Source organism: Vibrio sp. QJM3NY_39 (assembly GCF_057785895.1).
This window is the reverse complement of the sequence record NZ_CM173506.1, coordinates 924,175-949,645: the sequence shown is the minus strand read 5'-3', so window position 1 is coordinate 949,645 and position 25,471 is coordinate 924,175. Positions and strand designations below refer to the sequence as shown.

Genomic DNA, 25,471 nt, shown 5'->3' with positions numbered 1-25,471 from the left:
GTGTATTGAAGTTACAAATTGCTGTCACCTTGCTTGATATGCGCTGTTCATAAATGGTCTTCATCTACAATCGTTCAAAATCAATACAACCAACACCTGACATTTCTCCGTATTCCTTACCTAATACTAACAAAATCGGCTTTTCTCCTGACACTCATCTTACCACTTCATTGGTATGTTGGTTCTGTACCGGAACACAGGTATTCCAACAAAGTAAGGTAATCCTATGAAAAAATTAATCATACTTGCATCAACTCTTGTTCTCAGCACCACAGCGTTTGCAGCAACTAAAACAACAATTCAAGAAACAACGCTAAAGTCTGATACATTTGTTACTGAAGCGGAAGCATACGATGCAGGCACGAACCTTATGGATGAGTTAGGCACAAAAACTTCTTTTGAGCTTTCAAGAGAACTGCCACAGTTCCAACAAACAACAAAGTACGATTCGTTCAAGATTGATGACGCGAATATGGACGTGAAGAAAATCACGAATATGAACGGCGACATTCATTACCAAGCGAACGTAAAAGTTGACTACCGTTACACATACAAAGACGGTCGCAGCAGCTAACACCGAATGATTGATTAGGTCTAAAAACTGATCACCTAGTCAAAAAAAGCTAGCTAAAAGCTTGTGAACCTAGTCGCATAGCAAACGTTACCCTTGAGTTAACTGTCGAATACTTAACCAAACGTCAACTTTAAAAAGATCTGAAGAAAGCAAATATCGCACTTATTTACCCTAGACATGCTCAAACACTGGAGAAGTATTGGAAATAGCACCATAATGTACGGCTCAAAAGTAAATAGGTATGAACATGAAAATTTGTGGTGTTGAAATCAAAGGTAACGATGCAGTCATCTGTCTTCTTTCTCTGTCAGATGGTGTATTTAATATCCCTGATTGCCGAGTTTCTAAGGTTGCGATTAGCGACGCAAACGACACGCAGAATATGAAAGACTTTCAATTCTCTTTTGCAAAGTTGATGGAAGATTACCAAGTAGACAAAGTTGTGATTCGTCAACGCCAAACAAAAGGCAAATTTGCTGGCGGTGGCTTTGGCTTCAAACTAGAAGCAGCAATTCAACTGATCGACGGCCTAGACGTAACCGTTGTGTCACCTGCTGACATCAAGGAGAGCCTTAAGCGCAACCCTCTTATGATGAAGTTCAAAGAAACTGGCCTTAAGCAATACCAAGAAGCACCGTTTACAACGGCTTACGCTTGCTTGATGCAACGTTAATCGTTAGCGGAAGATTTACAAGAAAAGAGCCTGCATCGTCAGGCTCTTTTTTGTATTTGACACTCGGGTTTACGAGTTATCAACACACTTAATCTGTAGATTAAACAACAAACTCTTTAAGCCTGCGCTGTTGCTCTTCCGCTAACCTCGCAAGCTCCTCGGTTGCGACCGAGCTTTGTGCAATTCCCGCAACATTCTGGCTAACCACATCCGACACCACTTCTACGTTCTTGGAGATATCGCTACTAACGGCGGACTGCTCTTCTGAAGCTGTAGCGACAAGGATATTCACTTCAGAGATTGAGTTAACCGATTCGATAATGGAAGAGAATGCTTTCGCTACCGATTCAACTGCATCTCTCGATTGTGTCACTAACTCAATGTTACTCGACATCTCGATATTGGTCGCCTCTGACTTCTCTTGCAGCCTTTCGATTAAAGTACGAATGCTCTCCGTCGATTGTTGCGTTTTTCCTGCTAGGTTTCGAACTTCATCGGCAACAACAGCAAAGCCTCGACCTTGCTCGCCAGCACGTGCTGCCTCAATTGCTGCGTTCAGTGCAAGTAAATTAGTTTGCTCAGACACGCTGCTAATGACGTCAATCACAGAGTTGATATCAAGTGAGTATGTCTTTAGTTCTTCAAGAGCCTCTGCGGTACTATTGACAGATTCAGATATCTGACTAGAGATCTCTTCCAAGGCATCCACAGCCACATGGCCATTAGTTACGGAATCTGTCGCGTTGCCCGCCTGCTGCTCGGCATGGCTAGCATTTTGGCTAACCTCTTTCGCCGTCATCGACATCTGATTAATTGCTGTCGCAATCTGAGTAACTTGATGGCTCTCTTCTTGCGCATTGGCTGAGGATTGAGTCATCACAGCACTCAATTCCACAGAAGATGCAGCTACACTTTCTGCGATATTGGTCAGGTCATTGATAACTTCGCCAAGATTATCAGCCGAACGGTTGTAGTACTTGGCGAGTATGTTTGCTTCATTTTTACCTTCGATTTCAGGTAGTCTTGTCGTGAGCTTTTGATGAGATAAGTCTTCTAGCGCGCTACATACGCGGTGAATCTTCTGAGAAATTGAATTAGATAATAAGAAGCCTGCAATCAAAGAAGCGAAAACTACGATTAACAAGATACCAACCAACATATAAATGGCTTCGTGTATTTCAGTTTCAGCTTCTATAATTTCCGCAACCGCACGCGTGCCAAAATCTTTGGCATTGCCCTCAAGACTCTCTCGGATAGATGTACTTAAATCGCGCCCTTTACTAATGTACTTATCTCGATCTTCCAAAGATATGAAACCTTTGTCAAAATCATTAAACATCTCCGCCGCTTGCTTATGGTGGTCATAGTAACTGTCGATATCTTGAAGATAAGACTGAGTAAAGTTATCTCGACCGACCGAATCAAATAGACGCTGATAGTTGCGATACCAATTCTCGAGCTCTTCTGGATAAATTTCTCTCCATTCTTCTGAATAGATTGAACGTGTAAAGTCTAACCTTATTCCCCAAAATGGAAGGATCTCATCATTAAGTACATTCAAAACTACATCAACCGCCTCGTCGACTTCCACTGTCGACGAACGACTAACATCGCTTAATTTTTTTGCTGAGTAGCCTATAGATAATGACACAGTCGCAAGCGAACATATCGTAAGTAACAAAATGAGCTGCTTAATAGTAAGGTTGTTGAACAACTTTTGCATGGATACTTCCCTAAAATAAAAACCGAATATCAGTGACATTAGTCGTAGCCAACATGCTTCCAATCAGTATTGACAATTCTGTGCGACATAACGTCACGCCAAATTAACCATTTACTTACAATTTTTCTTGTAGGATTTTTCCGACACGCATAATACTCAGAACCTTGCCACATAAGAGATAGAAACATATATGCATAATAAAAAAGAGGCTCAATTGAGCCTCTTTTAGGATGGGGCTTTCTCTATCAAAGGGTTGTTGACGGGAATCAGCAAAGTAAGCCAAATGACCCATTTGATTAGAATGCTGGATTATTTCTTCCATGCTTAGTTTCGTTCAATCATGTCATTGAAGTAGTCCAATTGCTCTTGGAGCGTCTAACCTTGATTGTTTGAAGCTAGAGTCCAAATGAAAAAGCCACCGTATCCATTTGCTTTCTGCCAACGAGCACGCTCAATATTGTTTTCGTAAGTTTCTATGAAACGGCCACTAGGTACCCACGGACTGTTAATGGTTGTACCTAAACGATCTTCGCTGGATCTTGTTCGTGATCAGCGAAGCTCTCCATTGCGACGTCATACTTAAAGTTTTCACCTGCGTCATATAACCATCACATTATAGAAGTCGATCGTATCTCAAGTATTCAGAAGCAGTGATATTACTTCTCCGTGGTAAGCAGAGCAATCTGGCTCAATGAACGAACAGTTTTCGTATACGCTTGGGTTTGTACACTCAACAGAGTCAGCACCTACATGGTAAGTGGTTAATGAAAAGGTCTTGCTTAGTCCAATCTTGTCACGAATTCGATTGGTTATATCTTCTAGTTCGCGTTTTGTTTTTCAGTTAAGCGTGCTGCTGTCTAATAATCGAAGTCAGCACCATCAATGCTCACATAACTGGCTAACTGGTACTTAGAAATATCACAATCACCTTGCCAATCCGTCGCTAAACATTCACCTACAATCTCATCTTGGCCCAGGTTTTTCTTATAAACTAGGTACGGCTGAGACATCACTTCAATAAGCCCGCTGGCAATTGCTTCACGACTTCGCTCTGACCCCATCAAGATCCAAACTCTCTCATCACTTGCACCAGTCAGATTGCCAATCACAACTAAATGGGTCGACTTTAGTTGCATCAAATTCACACACCAGTGCATTGTCAGATTTAATTATCACCAAAGATAGATCTTCATCTACATCAAAAGCATCGACAGAAATAAAAATTGTCTTTGTTTTCTAAAACGTTGCCCCCTCTTCCAAGATAATAAAACTTACTTCTGGTACTTATAAATCTTGGTCAGAATCAACATTCACCGTTACAGTTTTCTGCTCGATCTGCTGGTCGCTACTATCAAAAACCAAGCTTGGATGCCGCTTACCCCTCAACTGATGCTTGAATTTCAGTAACTTGGTTTGTCGCCAAACGCTGACCTTCAAAAGGAGAAAGGATAGAAAGCTGAACTGAGGGGTTGGAGGTATCTCCCTCCCCATTAAACTTAATGGAGCTTTCAAAAGAAACGAGATAGGACAATTCACCGTAGTCCCCAAACGAAAGGAAAAACGCAGTATCAGAAAGTAGCTCATCTTTTACCCAAGCGCCGTCATCGAACGAGAATGTAACTTTATGTAGAACACCATCCATTATTGTCTCATGTTCAATATTTTGGTTTGGTTAAGATAAACCTTGAGAAGAAAACTGAATATCAGTTGTCGCATGGGGTAGGACAAACTCGAGAACAGAGTTTGTCATATCTATCGCCTGAAAAGATGTGTTCTTAACTTCGACTTAGTAAGTGCTCCACCATTAGGATTCAGAGGCGATACATCAATATTGACATCGTTAGCAAGCGCTGCAGTAGCCGGGTTCAAACTGAAACCTGCCATAATTAGCATTGCCGCTCCAATTGTTCTTTTCATAATTTTAATGACCTTTCAAATAGCCAGAGGGCTTGTTGTAGCTTATACATATTTACCTATATATAAATTTAGGCAATGTAATGCTAAACAGTAAATTTAAGAATTTAAATATAATTCTAATTAGGTCAACAAGATGGAGTATGTAGGACAATTCTTACATGCTATTTTTATTGATAGCGATTAAGATGATAAAATTGGTAAAGTTACGTTCTTAATTATAATGTAAATGAATATAACATTTACATTATAATAAATACAACGTTACTATTTAATTGAAAGTGAAGCATCCCTTATCTAAAGGGACAAGGCTCATATGAAAAACTTGAATAACTTTTTTATTTTTATATTATTATCATTATTATCATTACAAGTTAAAGCTATTGAGTCTTTAAGGTTAACTGAACAAGAAAAACAGTACTTAAAAAATAAAAATCATTTAGTGGTCGCTAGCTTCGATATGTACTACCCGCCCTACTCACAATTCGAAGGCGGCGTTATAAAGGGAATACACCAAGATATCACCAACCAAATCAGTGATATCTTGAATATACCCATAGAATCCAAAATCTTCCCACACATATCCGGAGTGATCGACGACATCAGCTCTGGAGATTCAGATATATCGATAGGTTATAGTGATAGTCGCTATCGTCCTCAAAACGTTATTTTCTCTAAGATCATCTATAAAGAAGTTATGGCCTACTGGGTTGATGTCCCTGAGAACATTGAAGAAAAACCCAGTGATATGACCTGGACGTGCGTTCAGGGTTCCTCATATTGCGATTATTTACAAGAACGATACGACACGATTGTGCCCGCTCTCGACTTTTTGGCCAGTATTGAATTAGTTCGAGAGGGTATTGTCGACGGCATTGCCAGTAACTATGCATCTCTGATCAACTATAGCTTCAATACCTACGAAACAGGTCAAATAAAACTATTTGATGATATTTATATTGAAGAGAATAGAATAATAATTTCAAATAAAGAACCTATTTTAGAGAGCGTTATTAACAAAGCTATTACACATATAAATAACAATGGCGGAATAAACTCCAATAATAAGTATTTTCATGCAACACAAGCTAATATTAGACAGATATCTGAACAATCGGGTAGCAACACTCTCAGGTATACGATTACACGGGATATGTTCCCTGCTCTTTTTATTGATAAAGAAACGAAAAAGCCAAGTGGCTATGTTATCGACATATTGAGACAGATTTCATTGAGGACTAGCCTTAACTTTCAATATGTTGAAAGTCATGGTGAAGAAGCTCTGGACCTTTTCAAGGAAGATAAAATTGATTTAATCCCCTACGCAAATCTTGATGATCCAAAGGTATTCGATGATAGCATCATTCAATCTCAACCTTATACCGATGCACAGTTCTTGGTATTAATGGGCAAGAACGACAGCCCGTATGTTGGTGTTCTATCACGAGCAGAAGCTTTCAATACTTACATCCATAGCAAATTTGGTGACGAACTTTCGCTAACATTTTACACCCAATCAAATGAACTTTTTAAGGCATTGATTAAAGGTGATATCGGTCGTGCTTTCTTAAACAAAGATGTCATTGGTTACGATTTTCTCGCTCGCTATAGTGGAAAAATTCCACTAGCAGAAACTGAGAATTTCTATAGCGTTCCAGTAGGTATGGTGCTGAGAAAGCAACACATCTCAGCCATGGATCTCATCAATCGAATGCTATACCCAATGACAAATCTCCATATCGAGCAATTTAAAAACCGATACAACCTCGGGGTCATCAACTACGGCTATAACAAGAGGACCTTGATGATCATTAGTGGCACGTCACTACTCATTATCTTAGCGCTTTTTCTATTCCATTTTCTACGTCGAAATCGCCTACAAAAGAGCTTACAAGAACAATACAGTGAGAAGAAAAAAGCGTCTGAAGAAGCACTTTGGTTTGCAACACTGCTTGATGATCTTCCTGTCTTAGTCTCAGTAGTAGACGATAGGCACAACCAAGTATTCACTAATAAGGCATATCGAAAATATTTCCATAATTGCACTAAGTGCTGGAATGAAAACAACTTGTGTGTGCTAGCCGATCCTCTATTGCACAATGATGAATTTGATGAAACTTACTGCGCGAACAAAAAAAGTTACTTTAAACGATACTTGCACCACGTAGAGAACCCAAGAACAGGTAAGAAATTCCAGATTTTAGTTTTAGATGACACAACAAAAGCACACAACCACAAGAAAGAGTTAGTGAAGGCAAATAAGATTGCAAACAAAGCCATTGATACCCGAACGCGATTCTTGGCTGTCATCACTCATGAGTTGCGCACCCCAATCAACGGCATCGTTGGGTTTCTAGAGCTGCTAGAGCGGAAAAATAACAACAAAGAACAGAACATGTTCATCGATAGCATTCGTAAGTCGGCGTATATCCTAAATAGTCATGTTAGCGATATTCTTGATTTCTCTAAGATGGAGGTAGGAGAAAACAACATAATAATAGAACAAACCAACATTTTGGTTGGGATAGACACGATATTAAAATCTCACCAATCTCATGCCTTTGGAAAGGGGATCGATTTCAAAGTGTATTGGGAGCCAACCCCTCTTATCTTAGTTTCGACTGATATGGATAAGATCCAACAAGTCATATCAAATTTGCTCTCTAATGCAATCAAATTTACCGAATATGGCGCGGTCACTATTACCGTTTCTATAAAACAGAGCGCTCTCCACTTCCAAGTACAAGACACGGGCATTGGAATGACCTCAGAGCAAATGGATACCGTATTTGAACCTTTTGTACAGGCAGATAACAGCACATCACGTCAGTTCGGAGGTACTGGGCTCGGTATGACAATTGTAGATACCATTATCAAACAATTTAAAGGCAGCATAGATATCACATCCGAAATCGACTTCGGTACTAGCATAACCGTATCAATACCATTGCACGATGTTAGTTTAAAGCCAGACATGCCATTAGCACAATTTGATTCAACCTCATCGATCATCAATTCTTGGTTGGATAAATGGGGTATATACAACGAAGGAAGCCAACCATTTAACGCCCCTCTTCTCGATGAGATCTATGAAAAATTTCCGAGTGAAATATACACATATGTATTTTCCGTTACGCAAGCTCCCCCTATGGTTGGGTCCAACCTAGTACATTTTTTAGCTCATATTTTGGTTGCAGAAGACAATAAAATTAACCAACAGATTATTAAGCAACAACTTGAGGAGATTGGGGTCGACTGCTCTATTGCATCTAATGGCCAAGAAGCCATTGCTCTCTTTGAGCAAGACCCAACGAAATATGATCTGATTATCACAGACAATCACATGCCATTTATGGATGGTTTTGAACTCACACAACGGGTTCGTAATAGTCAGAATAATGCAGACATACCTATCATTAGCTGTACTGCTGATGACCCTAAAACGACACATGCTGAATGCTTAGATGTTGGTATGAGTGACGTACTTTACAAACCTTATGAGTTGAAAGATCTGATTGATGTATTACGACGTTACGTACCGTTGAACCAAGAGGAACAAAAGGCCAAAGCGATAAACGAATCAAGCTCAGAACATTCTGAGTGGATTAGCCACATAAAAAAAACAAACCAAAAAGAATTATTACAGGTGATTAGCGAATCATTCTCATCAGATATCGAAGATTTGTCTAATAACCCTAACCACTATAAAAAAATTGCCCATAAAGTGAAAGGAGCAGCTCAACTTCTAAAGATCCAACATATCGTAGAGTTGACGGAAGAAATGGAAAGCTTTGAATATCACAACCCTGTTTACAACGAACGACTCTGTAATGAGTTAATAAAAATAATAAAGATTGCAGACGAAGCAATCCCTTAGTTTAAGTGATACGCCCAATGAAAATTCTAATAATCGAAGATGATCGTATTCAAGCCATCTCATTAAAGTTGCTCTTGAATGACCTAGGTATTGCTCAAATCACGATAGCTCATACGAGTCAGAGTGCTCTTGATTTCTGCACTAGTGAGAAGTATAGCCATATCTTTTGTGATATACAGTTGCCAGATTCTGATGGGATCTTACTACTTCGTGAAATATCTAAATACCAACGCTCAGCCACTATCACTATATTAAGCTCGAGTGAAACGAGCGTGATTAAGCTCACTTACCTAGCTTGTAAAACCCTAAGATTCAAAAGTGTGCACAGTTTAAAAAAACCCTTTACACACGGCTGCATCTCAAAAATTGTGTCTTCGAGCACGCCGCAAACCGCACAACACCTAGAGCACAACAAACCACACTTAACCTTTACTGAATCTGAAGTGGTATCTGCGATAGAAAATGATGAAATCTTCTATTATTATCAGCCACAAGTGGACTTTCAATCAGACAAAATTGTCGGTGTAGAAGCGCTTGTTAGGTGGGATCATCCAGAGCTTGGGGTGTTAACGCCGAACCACTTTTTGTCATACATCACCAAGTCTGAACACTACAATTTGTTGTTTTGTACTGTGCTCAACAAGTCTATCCGAGCAATTCAAAGTTTAAACTTAACAACGCCGATCAAGCTATCGATCAACTTCACTCAACGAGACCTTGAGTGTAGTGATATCTGTAATGAAATTATTGAGACTTGTGAACGTGAAGGGTTCAACTACAACAACCTTGTTCTAGAGCTTACAGAAAGTCATATCTATTCTTCGGATACTAATTCCCTCATCAATTTAGCCCGACTTAAATTGCTTGGAGTTAAGCTCGCCATCGATGACTTTGGCACAGGCTATTCATCACTGGAGAAAATCACGCAGATACCTTTTGATATTCTGAAAATAGATCGCAGCTTTGTTCGCAATGTGATTCAAGATTACCAAAATGCGTCTATCGTCAAGCTCTGCATCGGCACGGCAAAAGCGTTGCATTTAAATGTGGTTGTCGAAGGGATAGAAGATGCTGATACTTGGCAATATATCAAAAACATGGGTGCGGATGAGTGCCAAGGTTATTTTACGGGTCAACCTATGTCGATTCACGATCTTCAGCAATCGCTTGTTGAACAAAAAACCGCAACAGAAATTAAAAAACTCAATGTTCTTGTGATTGATGATCAACCCATAATTGGCGTTGCTCTAAAGAATGCACTGCTCGAACAACAAAGTGTCGAAAATGCACATTGTGTTACCACTCCTCAACTAGCGTTAGATTATATGCGGGACAATGTTTACAACCTGCTGATTGTCGATGTGAACTTAACCGATGAAAGTGGCTTTCATCTAGTCGAAAAGATTCGCCAAACCGAGTTTATAGGAAGAGTTATCTTCATCTCAGGGGAGGACAATCCACTGTATGATTCCTTATGCCAAGGGCTAGGTGCGACATACATAACCAAAAGTCTCGAACTCAACGAAATGATAGAAAAAATCATCTATTACGGGGGGCAAGATACGGATGAAACACCTTTAATCAACACGACACCCACACCATTGGACTCGCTCTCCGTAAGGGAACGTGAAGTGCTAAGAAAACTACTCGATGGCGTTGGTAACAAAGCCATCGCGAATCAACTCAATATAAGTCAAAAAACGGTGAGTACCTATAAAAGCCGCTTGCTTCAAAAGCTAAATGCTAAGTCTCTGATTGATTTATCGAAGTACAGTAAATCCTTACAAATTTAATAAATGTAAGTCACTTCTAACCTATAAAATTTCTAGCACAACGCTAAAACGCCCTGCATTCTCATATCGGGCGTTTTATTATTTGACACCTTCCTAAAATTCACAACTTAGGTCGAACTTGCACTTAAACGATGAGCTCTTAAGATATTAGGCTTTTTCACCACCAAATAAACCGCGGCGGCTGACAACGCGAAGCCCATAGCACCATAGATGTCGAACGATTCACCGAAGATAAGCCAAGCTTGAATTGCCGTCGTTGGTGGTACTAAATAAAACACCGATGCCACACTTGAAGATGCTCCATGCTCTACCATGTACAACAGCAACAGTATTGCGATACAAGACAACACAACCACCAGCCAGATTAGCGTTAACGTAAATTCTACCGTCCAATTCACCTGCATGGTTTCGTAACGCATTGCAAAAGGCAGAAACAGCGCAGCTGAAGCCAAATATTGCACCATCGCGCCACCTACCATATCAGCGCCCTGACAAAAACGTTTCTGGTACAAAGTGCCGCAGGTAATACCGACCAGTGACACTAGACACAACAACGTAGCCATGCCTTTTTGGTCATCTGACTGCCATTGAATATTGCCCATCAACACTAAGCTAATCCCCGCAAAACCGAGCACTAAGCCAAGCCATTGCGCGAAGTTAAAGCGCTGTGAAGTACAACTGACCATAATCAGCGCGGTAAGGATAGGTTGTAGACCCACCAACAGCGAACTTAACCCCGCAGGCATCCCCCAATCGATCGCTAGATAAGTGCCACCAAGATAAAAGCCGTGAATCAAGATGCCTACTACACAAGCATGGAAGAATGCTCGACCACGAGGAATTTGACGCTTAAGGATTGCAATCAAAACCAAGAACAGCGCCACGTTGGCCACCATCCTAAGTGAAAGTAACGTCGCGGGTTCGGCGTATTCCACACCAAGACGTGCGCCAACAAAGCCTGACGACCACAATATTACAAACACAAACGGAATCATTTTAATCAGCATTACAAACCTCTGGTCAACTCTTCATCAGTGCTGTTACCTTAGTTGGGTACAGATAACTAATAAAGATACAGATATAACACTTTAAATGGTTACAGATTGAGTGTAAGCAACGAGGGAGAATAACGTGGAAGCAGAACTCATCGGCAATAAATATCTCGCCACCGAACAACATATTAAGACTCAGATTGATAAAGGGCTTTTTCATCCAGATGACCGCCTTCCCTCGATCCGCCAGTTGAGTGAACAGCTTGGCGTGAGCAAAAACACCGTGATTCGAGCCTATCAAGAATTGGAAGCCACGGGCTGGGTGTATTCAGTTCCCAAATCGGGTTATCGCGTCAAAGCCCCGAACACCACAAGTTGGGATGCGCCCAGCCAACCTCAAAAAGTTGACCTCTTGTCGGTCACCAAATCTGTACTCTCTCGTCCGAAAGGTCGCTTGAAGCTATTGGCAGGCTCCGCGCACCCGAACATAAACAACCCTGCGATTCGTAGCTTGTATGCCGAGATTGGCCGCCACAGTCGATTACAAACTCAATTGCCCGGTTATTACCAATTACCTCCCGGCGATGAGCAATTAGTAAAGCAATTGTTAAAGATCACCCATGATCTAGGCGTACCTGCGGGATCGAAAGAGATTGCGATTACTCATGGTGCTCAACAGGCGATCAGTTTGGCATTACGTGCGCTCACTAAGCCCGGTGACATCGTGACGGTCGAGTCGCCATGTTACTTCGGCAATCTACTTTTGCTCGAATCTCTGGGGTTACAAGCCCTTGAAATACCAAGCAGTGTTAGCCATGGCATTGACATCCCATCACTACAAACTGCATTGGATAAATGGGAAGTAAAAACGCTACTGCTAACACCAAACTTTACCAACCCAACGGGCTCTCGTATGCCTTTGGCAAATCGAAAAGCGCTGTTGGAGATAACCGGATCTTTGCCGATTATCGAAGATGATGTGTTCGGCAGTCTGGCGTTTGATACACCAATTGCTAGCCTAAAAGAACTTGATGACCAAGATAGAGTTATCTACGTGAACTCTCTATCCAAAACCTTAGACTCTCGCCTACGCATTGGTTGGTTACTCTCGGGACGTTACCAAGCTCAAGTCGAAAAATATCTACTTTGCGACAACATGGGCAGTTCCAATCTCATGCAATCGGCGGTCGGACAGTTTCTCACCACAGGCAAATACCGCAGTCACCTGTCCAAAATGAAACGACTCTATCAAACCAATCAAAAGCAGTTTCAAAGCTTGTTAATACAAGCATTGAACAGCTATCCTCATATGAAAGGGCGTTATCATTTATCGAAGCCAGAAGGCTCTTTTTTAAACTGGATAACACTGCCGGAATCGGTCGACAGTTATGCCGTTTATCAAGATTGCTTGAAAGATAAACTAGGGATCTTACCCGGCACCGTTTTTGGTACCCACGATCAATTCAAGCACTGTTTGCGCTTTACTGTGGCTAACATTGAAGAGAGTAAAGATTGGAAAGAAGGGATAGTGACGCTGGCGAAATTAATTGCTAAACATGCACGCTAAATACTCGCATATTCAACAAATATTCTCTGATCGGCTTTCAGAAGCTTTGACCTTACTAACATATTAAACAGTAGAAATTCGCTACACTCGCAGCCTTTCTATGCTTGGCAGAATTATACGTGGCAACAATAAAAGATGTAGCAGCACTTGCAGGGGTTTCGACAGCAACGGTTTCTCGAGTATTAAATCGTACCTGCTATGTCGAACCTATAACCTTAGAACGCGTAGAACGAGCAGTAAAAGAGCTCAACTACCACAAAGATGCGCGTGCAACCGCCTTAGCAAGTAGAAGCAGTAACACGCTTGGATTACTGACAGGTAACCTCGCCGACCCATTTTTTGCGCTCGTCGCAAAGAGTGTCGAGGAAGTAGCAAGAACCAATGGATACCAGCTCGTGGTGGTGAGCGGTGGGCACAATGCACAACGCGAAAAAGAAGGGCTCGATTTCTTAATCAGCCAAGGCTGTGAAGCGATGGTCGTTCACTCTAAAATGCTCGATGACGCTACGCTATTACGTTACACAGCTCAGTTGCCCGCCATGGTATTGCTCAACCGCACCATCGCTCAAGTATCCAATCGCTCAGTATGGGTAGACAATAGACTAGGCACTCAGGTATCGGTGCAACACCTTATTAAGCTTGGACACAGAAAAATAGCTTACGTCTCCAGTGATCTTCCCATCCAAGACAGAACCGATCGGTTAGAAGGCTACAAAGACGCAATGAAAGCAGCTAACATCGAAGTACAACCTAACTGGGTCATCAGCCAAAGCTTCAGCGAGTCTGGTGGTGAAGCCGCCGGTGATATATTGGTAAGCCAATGCCCAGAGGTTACAGCCGCTGTCACCTTTAATGACGTAATGGCTGCAGGCTTAATGACTAGCCTGCATGATCAAGGCATCTCTGTACCAAATGATATCTCAGTGATCGGCTTTGATGACGTTTTGCTCGCTCGCTATCTCTACCCTCGATTAAGCACAATGCACAACCCCATTGATGAAATGTCGACCTACGCAGCTAACCTCGCCATCAAATTGAAGGCAGCTGGATACGCCCCACCGAAACAACATAAATTCGAAGCAACCTTAGTCGAAAGACAGACAGTTACGCCAATCAAGAACTAAAATCAGCCAAAATGTGACTAAAATCTCATGTATGCACCTCATGTAACCGCTTACATAAAAACAGTGTTGAAGTCCCACTTTCGATTTCAGAGCGCGCTTATTATCCATTCCGAACAAACCCTACATTAACCTGAGGACAACTAATATGAATAACTCAAAGCCTCTACCATCGTTCGGATTAGCACTGGCACCCATAGCCGTTATGTTTGCACTGCTCGCTATTGGCTACGGTATTTTAGGACTTCGAATTGAAGTTCTGCTACTTATTTCTGCAACGTTCACAGCATGTATTGCCTGGAAGATGGGCTACAACTGGGATGACATCATCAACTCAATTGTTGAGAAGCTTGCCAAAGCGATGCCTGTCATCTTGATTTTAGTTTCAGTGGGCGGTCTGATTGCTAGCTGGATGATCAGCGGCACCATCCCATACATGGTTTACTGGGGGCTTAAAGTCATCAGTGCTGAATACATACTCATCGCCGCCTTCTTTGTGACTTCGATTGTATCGGTATGTACGGGTACTTCTTGGGGCTCTGCGGGGACGGTTGGTGTGGCACTTATGGGGGTTGCTGCAGGCTTGGATGTATCACTTGCAGCCGCAGCGGGTGCTGTTGTATCCGGTGCATATTTTGGCGACAAAATCTCCCCTCTTTCTGACTCAACAAACTTTGCGCCTGTTGTCTCGGGCACCACACTATACGAACATATTCAGCACATGCTTTACACGACGCTACCAGGCTTTGTTATTGCTTCTGTTGTCTTCTTCTTTGCAGGACAAAGCGCTGATGTCGCAAACATTGGTCAACCGGAAAAAGTAACGCAAATCCTTGCGGGGCTAGATAGCCTTTATAACTTCAGCATCTTCCTTATCATTCCGCCAGTTATGATTCTTTGGGGCGCGTTAACCAAAAAGCCTGTTCTGCCACTGATGTTAGGCGCTTCCGCCCTAGCAATTGTACTAGGTATGGTTCTTCAAGGTTTCTCTCTACAACAAGGTTTCCAAGCTTACGTCGACGGCTTTAACGTTTCATTATTTGAAGCGAACGGCACGGCGATTAATGGGTTAATTCCTGACGTATCGAAGCTACTAAACCGTGGTGGTCTGTTCTCAATGATGAGCACTATCCTATTGGTTTTCTGTGCGTTTTCATTTGCAGGCGTTTTAAGTCTAACTGGCGCCTTGAATGTGGTTCTAGGTCGCTTCTTACACATGATTCACTCGACAGGACAACTTATCGCATCGACTGTGATCGCAACAATTACAGTGGTATTCACCACATCTGACGGCAAACTAGCACTTCTTATCCCAGGCGAGTTATTTCAAAACGCTTACCGTAAAATGGGGCTAGATACGAAGAACCTATCAAGAACCATCGAAGATGCGGGCACGATTATCGAGCCACTAGTACCTTGGACAGCCGCAGGTATTTACATGGCAAGCACGCTAGGTGTCGCGACATTAGACTACCTGCCTTGGGCTATCCAATGTTACACCGGCGTCATTTTCGCTCTGATTTATGGCTTCACTGGGTTTGGCATTGCACGCGCAAAGCCTGAACAGTTAGAAGACTCAGTAGAAACATCTCTAGCTCACAGCACTAAGTAAGGCTCACATCTTATGAATTCTTTCGACAATACGATTAACCGCCGAAACACAGGGTCGGTAAAGTGGGACTTTATGGAGCAGAAACTAGGGTTGGAAGGATCTGACTTGCTGCCAATGTGGGTCTCTGACTACGACTTCCAAGCACCTCAGCAAGTGCTCAACCGTTTATCGCAAGATATCTCGCATGGTATTTTTGGTTACTCAGAACGTCAGGATGACTATTACCGAGCTGTGATTGATTGGTTCAAAAGCCAACATAACACTGAGATCGAAAAAGAATGGATCACGACAATACATGGTGTATTGCCCGGTATCGCTATGGCATTACAAATGCTCACACAAGTGAATGATCAGATAGTCATTCAAAGCCCAGGCTACGGTTCATTTCGTAAGATCATCGAACTCAATGATCGTCGAGTTCTAAACAACCCATTGATTGAATCTGATGGTCACTACCAGCTTGATTTTGCACATTTGGAAGATTGTTTCGCCAGTGGCGCAAAGGCTTTGATCTTCTGTAATCCTCATAATCCGACAGGAAGAACCTGGAATGAGCAAGAGATAACGCAAGTTGCTGAGCTTTGTAAAAAACATGATGTATGGCTGATCAGTGATGAGATTTGGAGCGATTTAACACTAGCACCCAATGTATTTCACTCCACTTTGAAATTGCCAAGTTCACTAACCGACAAACTTATTGTCGCAACAGCGGCCAGTAAAACCTTTGGTTTGTCGTCATTGCGAATTTCGAACTTTATCATCCCTAATTTGCAGTTGAAGGATCAGTTTGTTCGTCGTTTGGATGCTCATGGCATGGATTGCTTCAACAGCCTATCAATGTCAGCGGCGACCACAGCGTATCAAGAGTGTGAAACTTGGTTGATGGACTTAAAACACTATCTACAAGACAATATAGAAACGCTGAACGGATTCATAAAAGCAGAATTGCCTCATATTCGTTTCACAAAGCCCGAAGCGACGTATCTTGCTTGGCTAGATTGCCGTGCAATGAAACTGAGCGATGCAGAGCTAGAACGTAAACTCATTGCAGCCGGCATTGTACCGAGCATGGGTTGTGCCTTTGGCGAGGAAGGTTCAGGGTTTATTCGCTTGAATCTAGGGTGTCCTGAAAAAGTATTATCAGACGCTTTGGTGCGACTCAAAGCGGCATTAGGTGCAGATAAATAAGTAATTAGAAAACGTAACCCAACCAATACAACAAAGCCCCACTCAACCGAGTGGGGCTTTGATTATTCTTACTCTTTACTTAGTTCAATGGGAATTAACCTTGCCAAGCAAACTGTTCGAACACCTTGTCTACTGGCGTTTCAGCAACACGGTTTACGTAGTTACTAATCACTTTCTGAGACAAACCTAGAATGACTTCTAGCACTTGTTGTTGACCGTAACCCGCCGCAAAGAAGGCTTCCATTTCGTCCGCTGGCACATTGCCACGATTACGCACCATGCTTAACGTGAAGTCGTGCAATGCTTGCAGTTTTTCAGTTGGCAGTGCAGTACGGTTACGAAGTGCTTCGGTGATTGCAGGATCAACCTTCATTGAATGTGCAATGCCAGTGTGTGCAGGAACACAGTAGTGGCATTCGTGTTCAACGTTAATGGTTTGCCAAACAACCGTTAGCTCTTCAGCATCGAAAGATGAGTCACTAAACGCCTGGTGAAGCTGAGTGTAAGCCTTAAGTGTGTTTGGAGATTCAGCCATCACCCCAAAAAGACCAGGAACTCGACCCATCTGTTTTACAGCCCCTTCAAGAATGGGTTTGCTTTGCTCAGGTGCTGATTCTACTGAGTGAATTTTAAAGTTGCTCATGTTCTATTCCTTTCGATTCTTTATATTAATTTGATTCACAATCGGAGTGATATATGACTGTTCTCCGTTGGCGTGAAAACAATATAGATCAAAATAGAACGATCGTTCAAGCTCTAATTTGAACAATCGTTCAGATTAACACTATTTATCGAATCAACAATTAAGAAATAACCGTATTCATTTGAAAAACTCTGACTCTATCCATATGATTTAAAATAAAAAAACCATCAGACAACACCTGATGGGCTCGCTTCTAACTCTGAATTCTTATTTCAATCAACGATCAATATTAACGGTACAAGCCTTCAGGTCATCTAATCACATTTAATCTCATCACAAGGTTAGACACTTTTCCCTTCAAACTGGTAAAGCTCTCTGAGCGTGTCTTTTAACCATAGAACGATTGGGTTGTAGGCATTACGCTTGTGCCAAATCATGGTGAATGGGATCAGCAACTTATTGGCATTTTCTTCATCTAGAGGGATAGGTAAGCAGGTAAGATTGGGGTGAAGTTGTTCTACGTAACGTCGGCAGTAATTCGGCGCAACAGTAGTCATGGTGTGATTTGACTGGGCAGTCATAAATAACGATTGTTCGAAGCCCGCTAATGTCAGTGCGATATTGCGGTCGAGCTGTAGGTCGGTAAGCACTTCATCCAGCGCCCATGTTTCGCTTTTCTCCCACACAATATTGATATGAGGGTATTTAAGGAAAGCCTCAAGGTTCCACTCTTCTTGCAAGGCAGGATGGTCTTTTCTTAGGTACACCACAGGCAGGTCATGGAACAGAACCTCGAAGTCGATGAAATATGGCAATGCGTCTAAGGATTCTTTCGAACGCGGGTGGCTTTCTCGCCCTGAAAACCCAATATCAGATTCGCCGCGAACGATGGAATCGATAGAGTCATAATCCCAATTACGCATTTTTATTTTTGCATCTGGATAGCGTTGATACACGCTTTGCGTCAGCTCATTGAGCATGATTAGCGACAGAGGAGATTCCGCCTCGAGATTCAAGCGCAGATCTTTTGGAGCATCGTCGCCCCGAGTCGTCAATATTTGGCTACCGATCTGCAACCAGTCTTGAAGATCTTTCACCATGCTCAGCGCAAGTGGTGTTGGCGTTAAGCCCCTCGGCGTTTTCACAAATAGAGGATCATCGAACCAGTCTCGAAGTTTAGTCAGTGATTTGCTTACCGTTGAAGGCGTGACGTTGAGCTTTTTCGCAGCTTTTGAAACACTCTGCTCCTGCAGCAGCAATTGCAGAGTGAATAACAAATTCAGATCAAGACGGGCTAGTGGCTTCTTCATAATCACTTTTAACTTGGGAAGGACCTACCCATAGTATTAGAGCAATACTGATAACTCCACCAGCAGCCAATATAAATGCCAACATATTCAATGCACTTAGCCCGATAACGCCCATAAACCAAATAAACAGTGCTGAAGTACATACTTGGGAAACTCCGAGTATTGAACTTGCCACACCTGCGCGCTGTGAATAACAGCTCAATGCTTGGCTCATCGCGACACCAAAACCTAATGAGAAGCCGCCACACACGAAAGCAAAGCCCAACAACGTCACGTAATGCCCTAACCCACCATCAATCGATGCGAGCAACAAGATAGCCGCAACGACAAAGCAAACTTGTGAAGTCAGCATTAAGTTCTTTTGCTTAAACACATTCAAAGCAAATGGTGCAGAAAATGACACCAACATACTCACCAATGCGGTTAATGCCATAGTGTAAGAATACTGACCTCGGTCGAAGCCAAGCTCTGTCATAATCAACAGTGGAGAGACATTCACATAAGTGAGAATTGCGGTCACTCCTAGGCTGGTCATGATCACTCGGCTGATAAACAACGGGTCTTTGAACGTTTCAGTTGAAGTCGGTTGAAATGTCTCAGATAAAGAAGCTTTCGCTAACACCGACCCTATAACTTTAGGTTTAGTCTCTTTTAGCACGAGCACCGACAACAAACACACCACAACACCCATGCTCGCCATGGTCGTGAACAAGCTCGGCCACGGGTAAACCGTCATGATTAAGTGGCCAATCACAGGCGCAAGCACTGGTACGATGCAGGTAATGCCATTCATCATCGACAGCACCTTAGCGCGTTTTTGGTCGTCCAATACATCTCGCAAGATAGCGAACGCCACCACATAACAAGAGCCAGCACCCACACCTTGAAAGAAACGCACGAGAAGAAATGGTTCTGCACTGGTCACAACACCGCCGAACATCGAAGAGGTAGCAAAGACAATTGCACCGAAAATAGCGACAGGTTTTCTTCCTACACTGTCGGCAAATTTACCGGCAAACAACATGGTGGTTGCCATTCCTGCGAGATAAATAGAGAACGCGGCATGAAGCTGAGCCTCAGACGCATTTAGGTCCGCGGCAATTTGAGGCAACCCAACTAAATACAAATCAATAGCCGTTGGATACAAGAGAACAAGCGTAAAACTACAAAATAGAAAACGGTACATAACACCCCCACATAATTGGTGTGAGGATAATAAGAGCGAAACGCCAAACTACCGAGTGGTATCTACGACAACGGATCTTTCCATTTACGACAAACCATTTCTAAGTGCTGCATCTTTGATAGAGGCATACATCAAACAACTCACAACACATACCCCACCCATGATGAGATAACCCGCGCTCACACCAAAGAATTTCACGCTCACCCCCGCGATCAAATAAGTGAACAACCACCAGAAATGCGTTAAAGAGAAGTGCGCTGCAAAATACGGGGCGGTGTCTTCTCCCTCGCACGCTTGGGTGATCAATAGGCCTGCGGAAGTTTGAATACAAGACATCCCTACTCCCATGGCTAAACACATTACGCCAAAGCCGACCCAACCAGGCGTGAAGCTACCCACCACAAAAGAGGCACAAATTGTCAGTAAACCTATCCAGTGGAAATGTTGAGGAGAATGATTTTCTAGCCACTTAGGCAACCGAAGCGCCATCAACATAGAACCCAAGCCAACAACCATCATCGCTAATGCGGTTTGCGTTTCGTCACCATGCAGCACTTCATGCACATAGATAACCGTATTCACCAGCACCATCGCAGAAGCACTGGCCGCTGCCAGATACGCAAACCATAAAGCTCTCAATTTAGGTTTGTTCAAATAATTGCGCAGCCCTTGTATCACACTAAGTTCCTGAGTTTTATAAGCTGACTCAGTTACTCGTTTCATATTCGGAAGTGTGCACAGCAAGATCAAAACCCCAGACAGCAAAAAAGTAGCAGCATCAAGCATGAACAGCTGCCTAAAACCAATTAAGCTCAGCAATAAGGCCGTCAGCATTGGACTAAAGATCTGTTCAAGATCGTAAGCCATTCGGCTGAACGACAGTGCTTTCGCATACTGTGTTTTATCCACCAACACCAACGGCAACGTGGATTGAAACAACGGCGTAAACCCCGCCGAACATGCATTGATAAGAAACATCAACACATAGACTTCCCACACTTCAGTGACAAACGGCAAGCATACAAATAGCAACGCCCTAATCAAATCGAGCGCGACCAAAGTCCGTCTTTTCGGTAACTTATGTGCGATAGCACCAAATACCGGGGCTAATCCAATGTACGCCAACATCTTCAACGCGAAAGCAATACTCAGCACCAAACCTGCGTCATCACCCGACAGTTCATAAGCGAGCAACGCTAAACAGATAGAGCTCATGCCCGTGCCGACCAAAGAGATAATCTGCGCAGACAGCAGGCGTATATAATCTCGGTTGCGCCACATTGGCGTAGTGCTCACTTCAGTGATCATTCGTTCACCTCAATCCGACCCATCAAGTCAGAGAATAGCCCACCGAACCAAAGTTTGACGCTGTCCCAAAGTCGCACCATCCAAGAGCCTTGCTCTACAGTTTGATCTGCCACCAAAGTGTAACTTGCCACCGTATTACCGTTGCTTTTCCAGACGACTTTGCCCACCTCAGAACCCTGCTCAACAGGCGCAATTAGTGGATCAATCATTACCACAGATTTTTGCAGCGAATCGACCAACCCTCTAGGCATAGTCAGGTACGCATCTTCGGCTATCTTGGCACTAACTTGTTCGATATCCCCCTTCCACACTCGTACCTGAGACTCGACCTGATTCCGCTGCATCACTTGTTTGGTATCGTAAAAACGAAATCCATAACTCAGTAGGTTCTTTGAAGCCGAGGTTCGTGCTTGCGGGCTATTGGTACCCATCACAACCGATATCAACCGCATCTTACCTTCCGTCGCAGAGCTGACTAGGCTGTAGCCAGCATTCTCGGTGTAACCCGTTTTGCCACCATCGACGTTAATGGACTTGTCCCAAAGCAGCTTGTTTCGATTGTATTGAGTGATCTCATTCCATTTGAACAGACGCTCTTGGTATAACGCATAAACGTCTGGTACATCCTTGATGATCGACTGCATCAAAATCGCCATATCAAGCGGAGAAGTTTGGATGCCTTCGCCATCTAAGCCATGCGCATTTACAAAGTTAGTATCTTGTAGCCCAAGTGATTTCGCCCAACCGTTCATTAGGCTAACAAAAGCTTGCTCACTCCCCGTGATGTGTTCGGCCAAAGCGACAGAAGCATCGTTACCCGACTGAATGATCACCCCTTTCATGAGATTCGAGACCGAAATCTCGTCTCCGGGCTGAATGAACATCTTGGATGACTCTGGAAATTTTGCCGACCACGCATTTTCACTGACCGATACTTTGTCCTGCCATGTCAATCTACCGGACTTAATCTCTTGTCCAATCACATAAGCTGTCATCAACTTCGTCAGACTAGCGGGCGCTAAAATCGCGCGTGAGTTTTGATCTGCAATGATGGAGCCTGACTGAAAGTCCATCAAAACATAACCTTTGGCGGGCAACTCTGGCGGATTGGACGTTACCACCGCCAAGCTTGGTGCACTGATCCCTGCTAACGTTAACCAAGCCAACGCTAACCGCCATCGAAGCTTCGCTTTAAACTTCATTTTCGTCTTTGCTACCACAATAAAATATGAGATGACTCTGAACTTCACTACAAAGACCTGACTCATAGCGTCTCCTCCAAAGTCAGTGCCGCAACATCGCCGATATAACATTGTCGACCCACTTGATTAGTCGTGATGTATTGATGAGTTTCCGAGCCTTTACCGCAAACCAAGATAAGATCGCCGCTTCGACTCAATTGCTTAGCGACCTGAATCGCCTCATGGCGATCACTGATTTCATAGCAAAGCGTACTACTCACTTGCGAAGTTAATGCACGGAAAATATCCTCCTGCATTTCGCCAAGTGGGTTGTCTGAGGTGAAAATAACAACATCAGAATGGGTAGCGCATAACTTCCCAATGTCAGCTGCATCCCGTATTCGGTCGCCCGTAACACCGACGACCGTTATCACTCGCTTAGCCAACTGAGAGTGAATGCCTTGGTAAAGAGCCGAAAGGCCATCAAAGTTATGTGCATAATCCACTAAAGCCAAAGCACCATTGTCTAGCGATAGATACTTTGAACGCCCGTCAGGTGCAACAACACCATTCAGCGCGTTTGCGATATCCGATAACGACCACTTCAATGTCAACAGGGTTGCTGCCATCGCTAAGGCATTCTCGACATTAAACTGAAAGGGAAGTTGGCTAAAAACAGGCTCTTTTCTACCCTGATTATTGAGAATAAAAGTAGCGCCAAATTGCTCAACCTTCAGTTGTTCAACATAAAGATCCGCCTCTGGATTATGCAATGAGAATGTCACAACATTAACTCGGCTGCTTGCTCGTTCTATCGCAACATTGGCATGCGCATCATCTAGGTTGATCACTGCAAAACCATTGGGTTGAATACGATCTAAAATCTGAAGTTTCGCCTGAACATAGCCATCAACCGTTCTGTGATAATCAAGGTGGTCACGGCCAATATTGGTGATCACTCCAACAGACAACGGTACAAATCCAGCTCTGTCTTGCACCAATGCATGACTGCTTAGCTCCATAACGTTATCCGTGACCTGCGCTTCAGCCATATCCTTGAATAAGTTCAACAATGTGACTCCGTCTGGTGTGGTATTACTCAGATCTTGTTTCTTACCCGCGAACTCCACACCGAGCGTTCCAATGTAGGCGCTCCGTTGCTTGTGCTTGAGGATCTGATTCAGACCATGAGCAACAGTCGTTTTTCCGTTGGTCCCCGTAATACCGATGTGATTGATCTTCTTGTGCGGGTATTGATAAAAAGCCTTAATAAGCAATAAGCTTTGGTAATGACTTCCAGTCATCAACACAGGCACCGATGCTGAAACAGGTTTTGTTGCAATAATGGCAACCGCCCCATTCGCAATCGCACTTTCAATATAGCGATGACTGTCATGAGCAGCCCCTTCGCGGCAAACAAACACATCCTGAGACTCAATATGCTCACTGTTTGTTGAGAAGCGCCTAATCGACAGTACGCCCAGTTGTTTTAAAAAGCCTTTCAATTTTTCACTCAACATCCACTTGTCCCTTAAGTTGGCTAGGATTTCTTGATTAAATTGAGTATATTTTGCTGACCAACATCGATAAAATTGAACAAATCAATCCAAGTTATTAGTCACATTGATAACCTAGATTCTTTTGTGTTACCTCTACCAGATGCGAGTATTGCTGTGAAAGATCTTAATTGGCGTGGAATCGACCTCAACCTACTGCTGACTTTTGATACACTTTTTCGTTTAAAGAGTGTTTCTGCAGCCTCAAAAGAACTGCACTTGGGACAGCCAGCCACCAGCTATAACCTCAAGCGACTCCGTGAGTTATTAGGTGACCCTCTGTTTGAAAGGCAAGGCAATAAAATGCAGCCGACCGTGAGAGCACATGAAGTCGCCCCAAAAGTTCAGCAAATTTTGTCGATTTTCACGCAAGATATTTTACCTGCTGAGCAATTTGAGCCACAAAACTACACAGGTCAGTTCATCATTGGCGTCAGTGATTACGCAGAGCAGATCTTTGGCCCAGACATTTTCGACACGCTTCAGAAACTTGCTCCTCAAAGTAAGGTTCTGCTCAAGCCTGTCGACAGTGCAAATTGCGTAACGTTACTCGAAGATCAAGATACTGACTTATGCATTGGCGTATTTCAGGAGCTACCAAACCACCTCAACACCACCTTTCTTTACCGAGAAAAACACCTGTGTACCTTTGATAACAAGATATTGAATACCAAACTTCCAATTCCGCTAGACACCTACTTAGACACACCGCAAATGATCATTACGGCGAATCAAGAGTTAACCAGCCAAGTCGACAGCACATTGGAAAAAATGGGAGTAAAACGAAATGTGGTACTTGGGACGACCCGTTTTCTAACGATTCGTAGGATGCTTTCAGGAAGAAATCTGTTGGCTGTAATGGCCGAGATGGTCGGTCGTTCTGAGTTAATTGACGATGACTTGGTGTTATGCGACCCGCCGATTGATATCCCTGACTTTGATATCGATATGGTGACTTTAAAACGCAACGCGAACCACCCTCGAATTCAGTTTCTGACGCAACTCGTCCAAAACCTCATTCAAGATAAAGTGAGAGAGCTAAGATTAATCAGATAAGCACAAATCGAGGCCAATTCTACAAATATTCAAGCTCCATTTTATGGTCGAATCCGCTCGAACTTGAATTGCCAAGCAATTTATAAACGTTAATCGATCGATAAATACAATCACAAGAAAAATACAAGCAACGACAACCAATCATTCAAAGAGATGCATTTGCAATTTTTTTAGAAAATTTCAAAAATTATTAGAAT

20 protein-coding genes are annotated in these 25,471 nt (G+C 43.0%); 9 read left to right on the top strand and 11 right to left on the bottom strand.

Annotated features, from left to right (window positions below):
• Window positions 1–226: 226 nt before the first annotated feature.
• Both AC3CHU_RS20105 and AC3CHU_RS20100 read left to right on the top strand, forming a co-directional pair.
• On the top strand, window positions 227–574 hold the full coding sequence (locus AC3CHU_RS20105) for a DUF3316 domain-containing protein (RefSeq protein ID WP_488526315.1): 348 nt from the start codon (window positions 227–229) through the stop codon (window positions 572–574).
• Window positions 575–821: 247 nt separating this feature from the next.
• Entirely contained in the window at window positions 822–1,247 is a 426-nt protein-coding gene (locus AC3CHU_RS20100; protein ID WP_010432976.1) for a DUF3010 family protein, read from the top strand.
• Between the two features lie 100 nt (window positions 1,248–1,347).
• Here AC3CHU_RS20100 and AC3CHU_RS20095 read toward each other — a convergent pair whose 3' ends face one another.
• From AC3CHU_RS20095 to AC3CHU_RS20080, 4 genes are all read right to left on the bottom strand, one after another.
• Window positions 1,348–2,970, bottom strand: a complete 1,623-nt coding sequence (locus AC3CHU_RS20095) for a methyl-accepting chemotaxis protein (RefSeq protein ID WP_488526314.1) — start codon at window positions 2,968–2,970, stop codon at window positions 1,348–1,350.
• Between the two features lie 115 nt (window positions 2,971–3,085).
• Window positions 3,086–3,292 carry a hypothetical protein gene (locus tag AC3CHU_RS20090; protein WP_488526313.1) on the bottom strand — a complete coding sequence of 69 codons (207 nt, stop codon included), beginning with the start codon at window positions 3,290–3,292 and terminating at the stop codon, window positions 3,086–3,088.
• Between the two features lie 535 nt (window positions 3,293–3,827).
• A complete protein-coding gene (locus AC3CHU_RS20085) occupies window positions 3,828–4,106 on the bottom strand; it encodes a hypothetical protein (RefSeq protein ID WP_488526312.1) in 279 nt (92 codons plus the stop codon).
• Window positions 4,107–4,345: 239 nt separating this feature from the next.
• Window positions 4,346–4,612, bottom strand: a complete 267-nt coding sequence (locus tag AC3CHU_RS20080) for a hypothetical protein (RefSeq protein WP_488526311.1) — start codon at window positions 4,610–4,612, stop codon at window positions 4,346–4,348.
• 588 nt (window positions 4,613–5,200) lie between these two features.
• Here AC3CHU_RS20080 and AC3CHU_RS20075 point away from each other — a divergent pair.
• Window positions 5,201–8,761: an ATP-binding protein gene (locus AC3CHU_RS20075; RefSeq protein ID WP_488526310.1), complete on the top strand. Its 3,561-nt coding sequence runs from the start codon at window positions 5,201–5,203 to the stop codon at window positions 8,759–8,761.
• A 17-nt stretch (window positions 8,762–8,778) separates the two neighbouring features.
• The gene (locus AC3CHU_RS20070; RefSeq protein ID WP_488526309.1) at window positions 8,779–10,554 is read left to right on the top strand and encodes an EAL domain-containing protein; all 1,776 of its coding nucleotides are present in this window, start codon (window positions 8,779–8,781) and stop codon (window positions 10,552–10,554) included.
• A gap of 107 nt (window positions 10,555–10,661) precedes the next feature.
• Here the strand turns inward: AC3CHU_RS20070 and AC3CHU_RS20065 are convergent, their stop codons facing one another.
• Window positions 10,662–11,561, bottom strand: a complete 900-nt coding sequence (locus AC3CHU_RS20065) for a DMT family transporter (protein WP_488526308.1) — start codon at window positions 11,559–11,561, stop codon at window positions 10,662–10,664.
• 124 nt (window positions 11,562–11,685) lie between these two features.
• Here AC3CHU_RS20065 and AC3CHU_RS20060 point away from each other — a divergent pair, with 124 nt between their 5' ends.
• The 4 genes from AC3CHU_RS20060 (at window position 11,686) to AC3CHU_RS20045 (ending at window position 17,034) form a co-directional block, all read left to right on the top strand.
• Entirely contained in the window at window positions 11,686–13,113 is a 1,428-nt protein-coding gene (locus AC3CHU_RS20060) for an aminotransferase-like domain-containing protein (RefSeq protein WP_488526307.1), read from the top strand.
• A gap of 119 nt (window positions 13,114–13,232) precedes the next feature.
• Window positions 13,233–14,237 carry a LacI family DNA-binding transcriptional regulator gene (locus AC3CHU_RS20055; protein WP_488526306.1) on the top strand — a complete coding sequence of 335 codons (1,005 nt, stop codon included), beginning with the start codon at window positions 13,233–13,235 and terminating at the stop codon, window positions 14,235–14,237.
• Between the two features lie 145 nt (window positions 14,238–14,382).
• Entirely contained in the window at window positions 14,383–15,846 is a 1,464-nt protein-coding gene (nhaC, locus tag AC3CHU_RS20050) for a Na+/H+ antiporter NhaC (RefSeq protein WP_146455544.1), read from the top strand.
• Between the two features lie 12 nt (window positions 15,847–15,858).
• On the top strand, window positions 15,859–17,034 hold the full coding sequence (locus tag AC3CHU_RS20045; protein ID WP_488526305.1) for a MalY/PatB family protein: 1,176 nt from the start codon (window positions 15,859–15,861) through the stop codon (window positions 17,032–17,034).
• Between the two features lie 94 nt (window positions 17,035–17,128).
• Here the strand turns inward: AC3CHU_RS20045 and AC3CHU_RS20040 are convergent, their stop codons facing one another.
• From AC3CHU_RS20040 to AC3CHU_RS20015, 6 genes are all read right to left on the bottom strand, one after another.
• Complete coding sequence (locus AC3CHU_RS20040) at window positions 17,129–17,677, bottom strand: carboxymuconolactone decarboxylase family protein (protein WP_488526304.1); 549 nt, start codon at window positions 17,675–17,677, stop codon at window positions 17,129–17,131.
• Between the two features lie 341 nt (window positions 17,678–18,018).
• Window positions 18,019–18,987, bottom strand: coding sequence for an HTH-type transcriptional regulator YidZ (gene yidZ, locus AC3CHU_RS20035; RefSeq protein WP_488526303.1), 969 nt, complete (start codon window positions 18,985–18,987; stop codon window positions 18,019–18,021).
• Entirely contained in the window at window positions 18,962–20,173 is a 1,212-nt protein-coding gene (locus AC3CHU_RS20030) for an MFS transporter (protein ID WP_065206317.1), read from the bottom strand. Before AC3CHU_RS20030 ends, yidZ begins: the two co-directional genes overlap by 26 nt.
• A gap of 84 nt (window positions 20,174–20,257) precedes the next feature.
• A complete protein-coding gene (locus tag AC3CHU_RS20025; RefSeq protein WP_488526302.1) occupies window positions 20,258–21,481 on the bottom strand; it encodes an MFS transporter in 1,224 nt (407 codons plus the stop codon).
• Window positions 21,478–22,683 (bottom strand): D-alanyl-D-alanine carboxypeptidase family protein, encoded by a 1,206-nt coding sequence (locus AC3CHU_RS20020; RefSeq protein WP_488526356.1) that lies wholly within the window; start codon window positions 22,681–22,683, stop codon window positions 21,478–21,480. The genes AC3CHU_RS20025 and AC3CHU_RS20020 overlap by 4 nt, the downstream gene beginning before the upstream one ends.
• A 62-nt stretch (window positions 22,684–22,745) precedes the next feature.
• A complete protein-coding gene (locus tag AC3CHU_RS20015) occupies window positions 22,746–24,182 on the bottom strand; it encodes a Mur ligase family protein (RefSeq protein WP_488526301.1) in 1,437 nt (478 codons plus the stop codon).
• Between the two features lie 153 nt (window positions 24,183–24,335).
• Here AC3CHU_RS20015 and AC3CHU_RS20010 point away from each other — a divergent pair, with 153 nt between their 5' ends.
• Window positions 24,336–25,274, top strand: a complete 939-nt coding sequence (locus AC3CHU_RS20010; protein WP_488526355.1) for a LysR substrate-binding domain-containing protein — start codon at window positions 24,336–24,338, stop codon at window positions 25,272–25,274.
• Window positions 25,275–25,471 lie beyond the last annotated feature (197 nt).

Bases quoted from the DNA above. Each gene is read 5' to 3' on its own strand.
- AC3CHU_RS20020 (WP_488526356.1), bottom strand. From the start codon at position 22,683: ATGAAGTTTAAAGCGAAGCTTCGATGGCGGTTAGCGTTGGCTTGGTTA.
- AC3CHU_RS20045 (WP_488526305.1), top strand. From the start codon at position 15,859: ATGAATTCTTTCGACAATACGATTAACCGCCGAAACACAGGGTCGGTA.
- AC3CHU_RS20040 (WP_488526304.1), bottom strand. From the start codon at position 17,677: ATGAGCAACTTTAAAATTCACTCAGTAGAATCAGCACCTGAGCAAAGC.
- AC3CHU_RS20025 (WP_488526302.1), bottom strand. From the start codon at position 21,481: ATGATCACTGAAGTGAGCACTACGCCAATGTGGCGCAACCGAGATTAT.
- AC3CHU_RS20095 (WP_488526314.1), bottom strand. From the start codon at position 2,970: ATGCAAAAGTTGTTCAACAACCTTACTATTAAGCAGCTCATTTTGTTA.
- AC3CHU_RS20015 (WP_488526301.1), bottom strand. From the start codon at position 24,182: ATGTTGAGTGAAAAATTGAAAGGCTTTTTAAAACAACTGGGCGTACTG.
- AC3CHU_RS20065 (WP_488526308.1), bottom strand. From the start codon at position 11,561: ATGCTGATTAAAATGATTCCGTTTGTGTTTGTAATATTGTGGTCGTCA.
- AC3CHU_RS20100 (WP_010432976.1), top strand. From the start codon at position 822: ATGAAAATTTGTGGTGTTGAAATCAAAGGTAACGATGCAGTCATCTGT.
- AC3CHU_RS20030 (WP_065206317.1), bottom strand. From the start codon at position 20,173: ATGTACCGTTTTCTATTTTGTAGTTTTACGCTTGTTCTCTTGTATCCA.
- nhaC (WP_146455544.1), top strand. From the start codon at position 14,383: ATGAATAACTCAAAGCCTCTACCATCGTTCGGATTAGCACTGGCACCC.
- AC3CHU_RS20105 (WP_488526315.1), top strand. From the start codon at position 227: ATGAAAAAATTAATCATACTTGCATCAACTCTTGTTCTCAGCACCACA.
- AC3CHU_RS20070 (WP_488526309.1), top strand. From the start codon at position 8,779: ATGAAAATTCTAATAATCGAAGATGATCGTATTCAAGCCATCTCATTA.
- AC3CHU_RS20075 (WP_488526310.1), top strand. From the start codon at position 5,201: ATGAAAAACTTGAATAACTTTTTTATTTTTATATTATTATCATTATTA.
- AC3CHU_RS20085 (WP_488526312.1), bottom strand. From the start codon at position 4,106: ATGCAACTAAAGTCGACCCATTTAGTTGTGATTGGCAATCTGACTGGT.
- AC3CHU_RS20080 (WP_488526311.1), bottom strand. From the start codon at position 4,612: ATGGATGGTGTTCTACATAAAGTTACATTCTCGTTCGATGACGGCGCT.
- yidZ (WP_488526303.1), bottom strand. From the start codon at position 18,987: ATGAAGAAGCCACTAGCCCGTCTTGATCTGAATTTGTTATTCACTCTG.
- AC3CHU_RS20090 (WP_488526313.1), bottom strand. From the start codon at position 3,292: ATGGAAGAAATAATCCAGCATTCTAATCAAATGGGTCATTTGGCTTAC.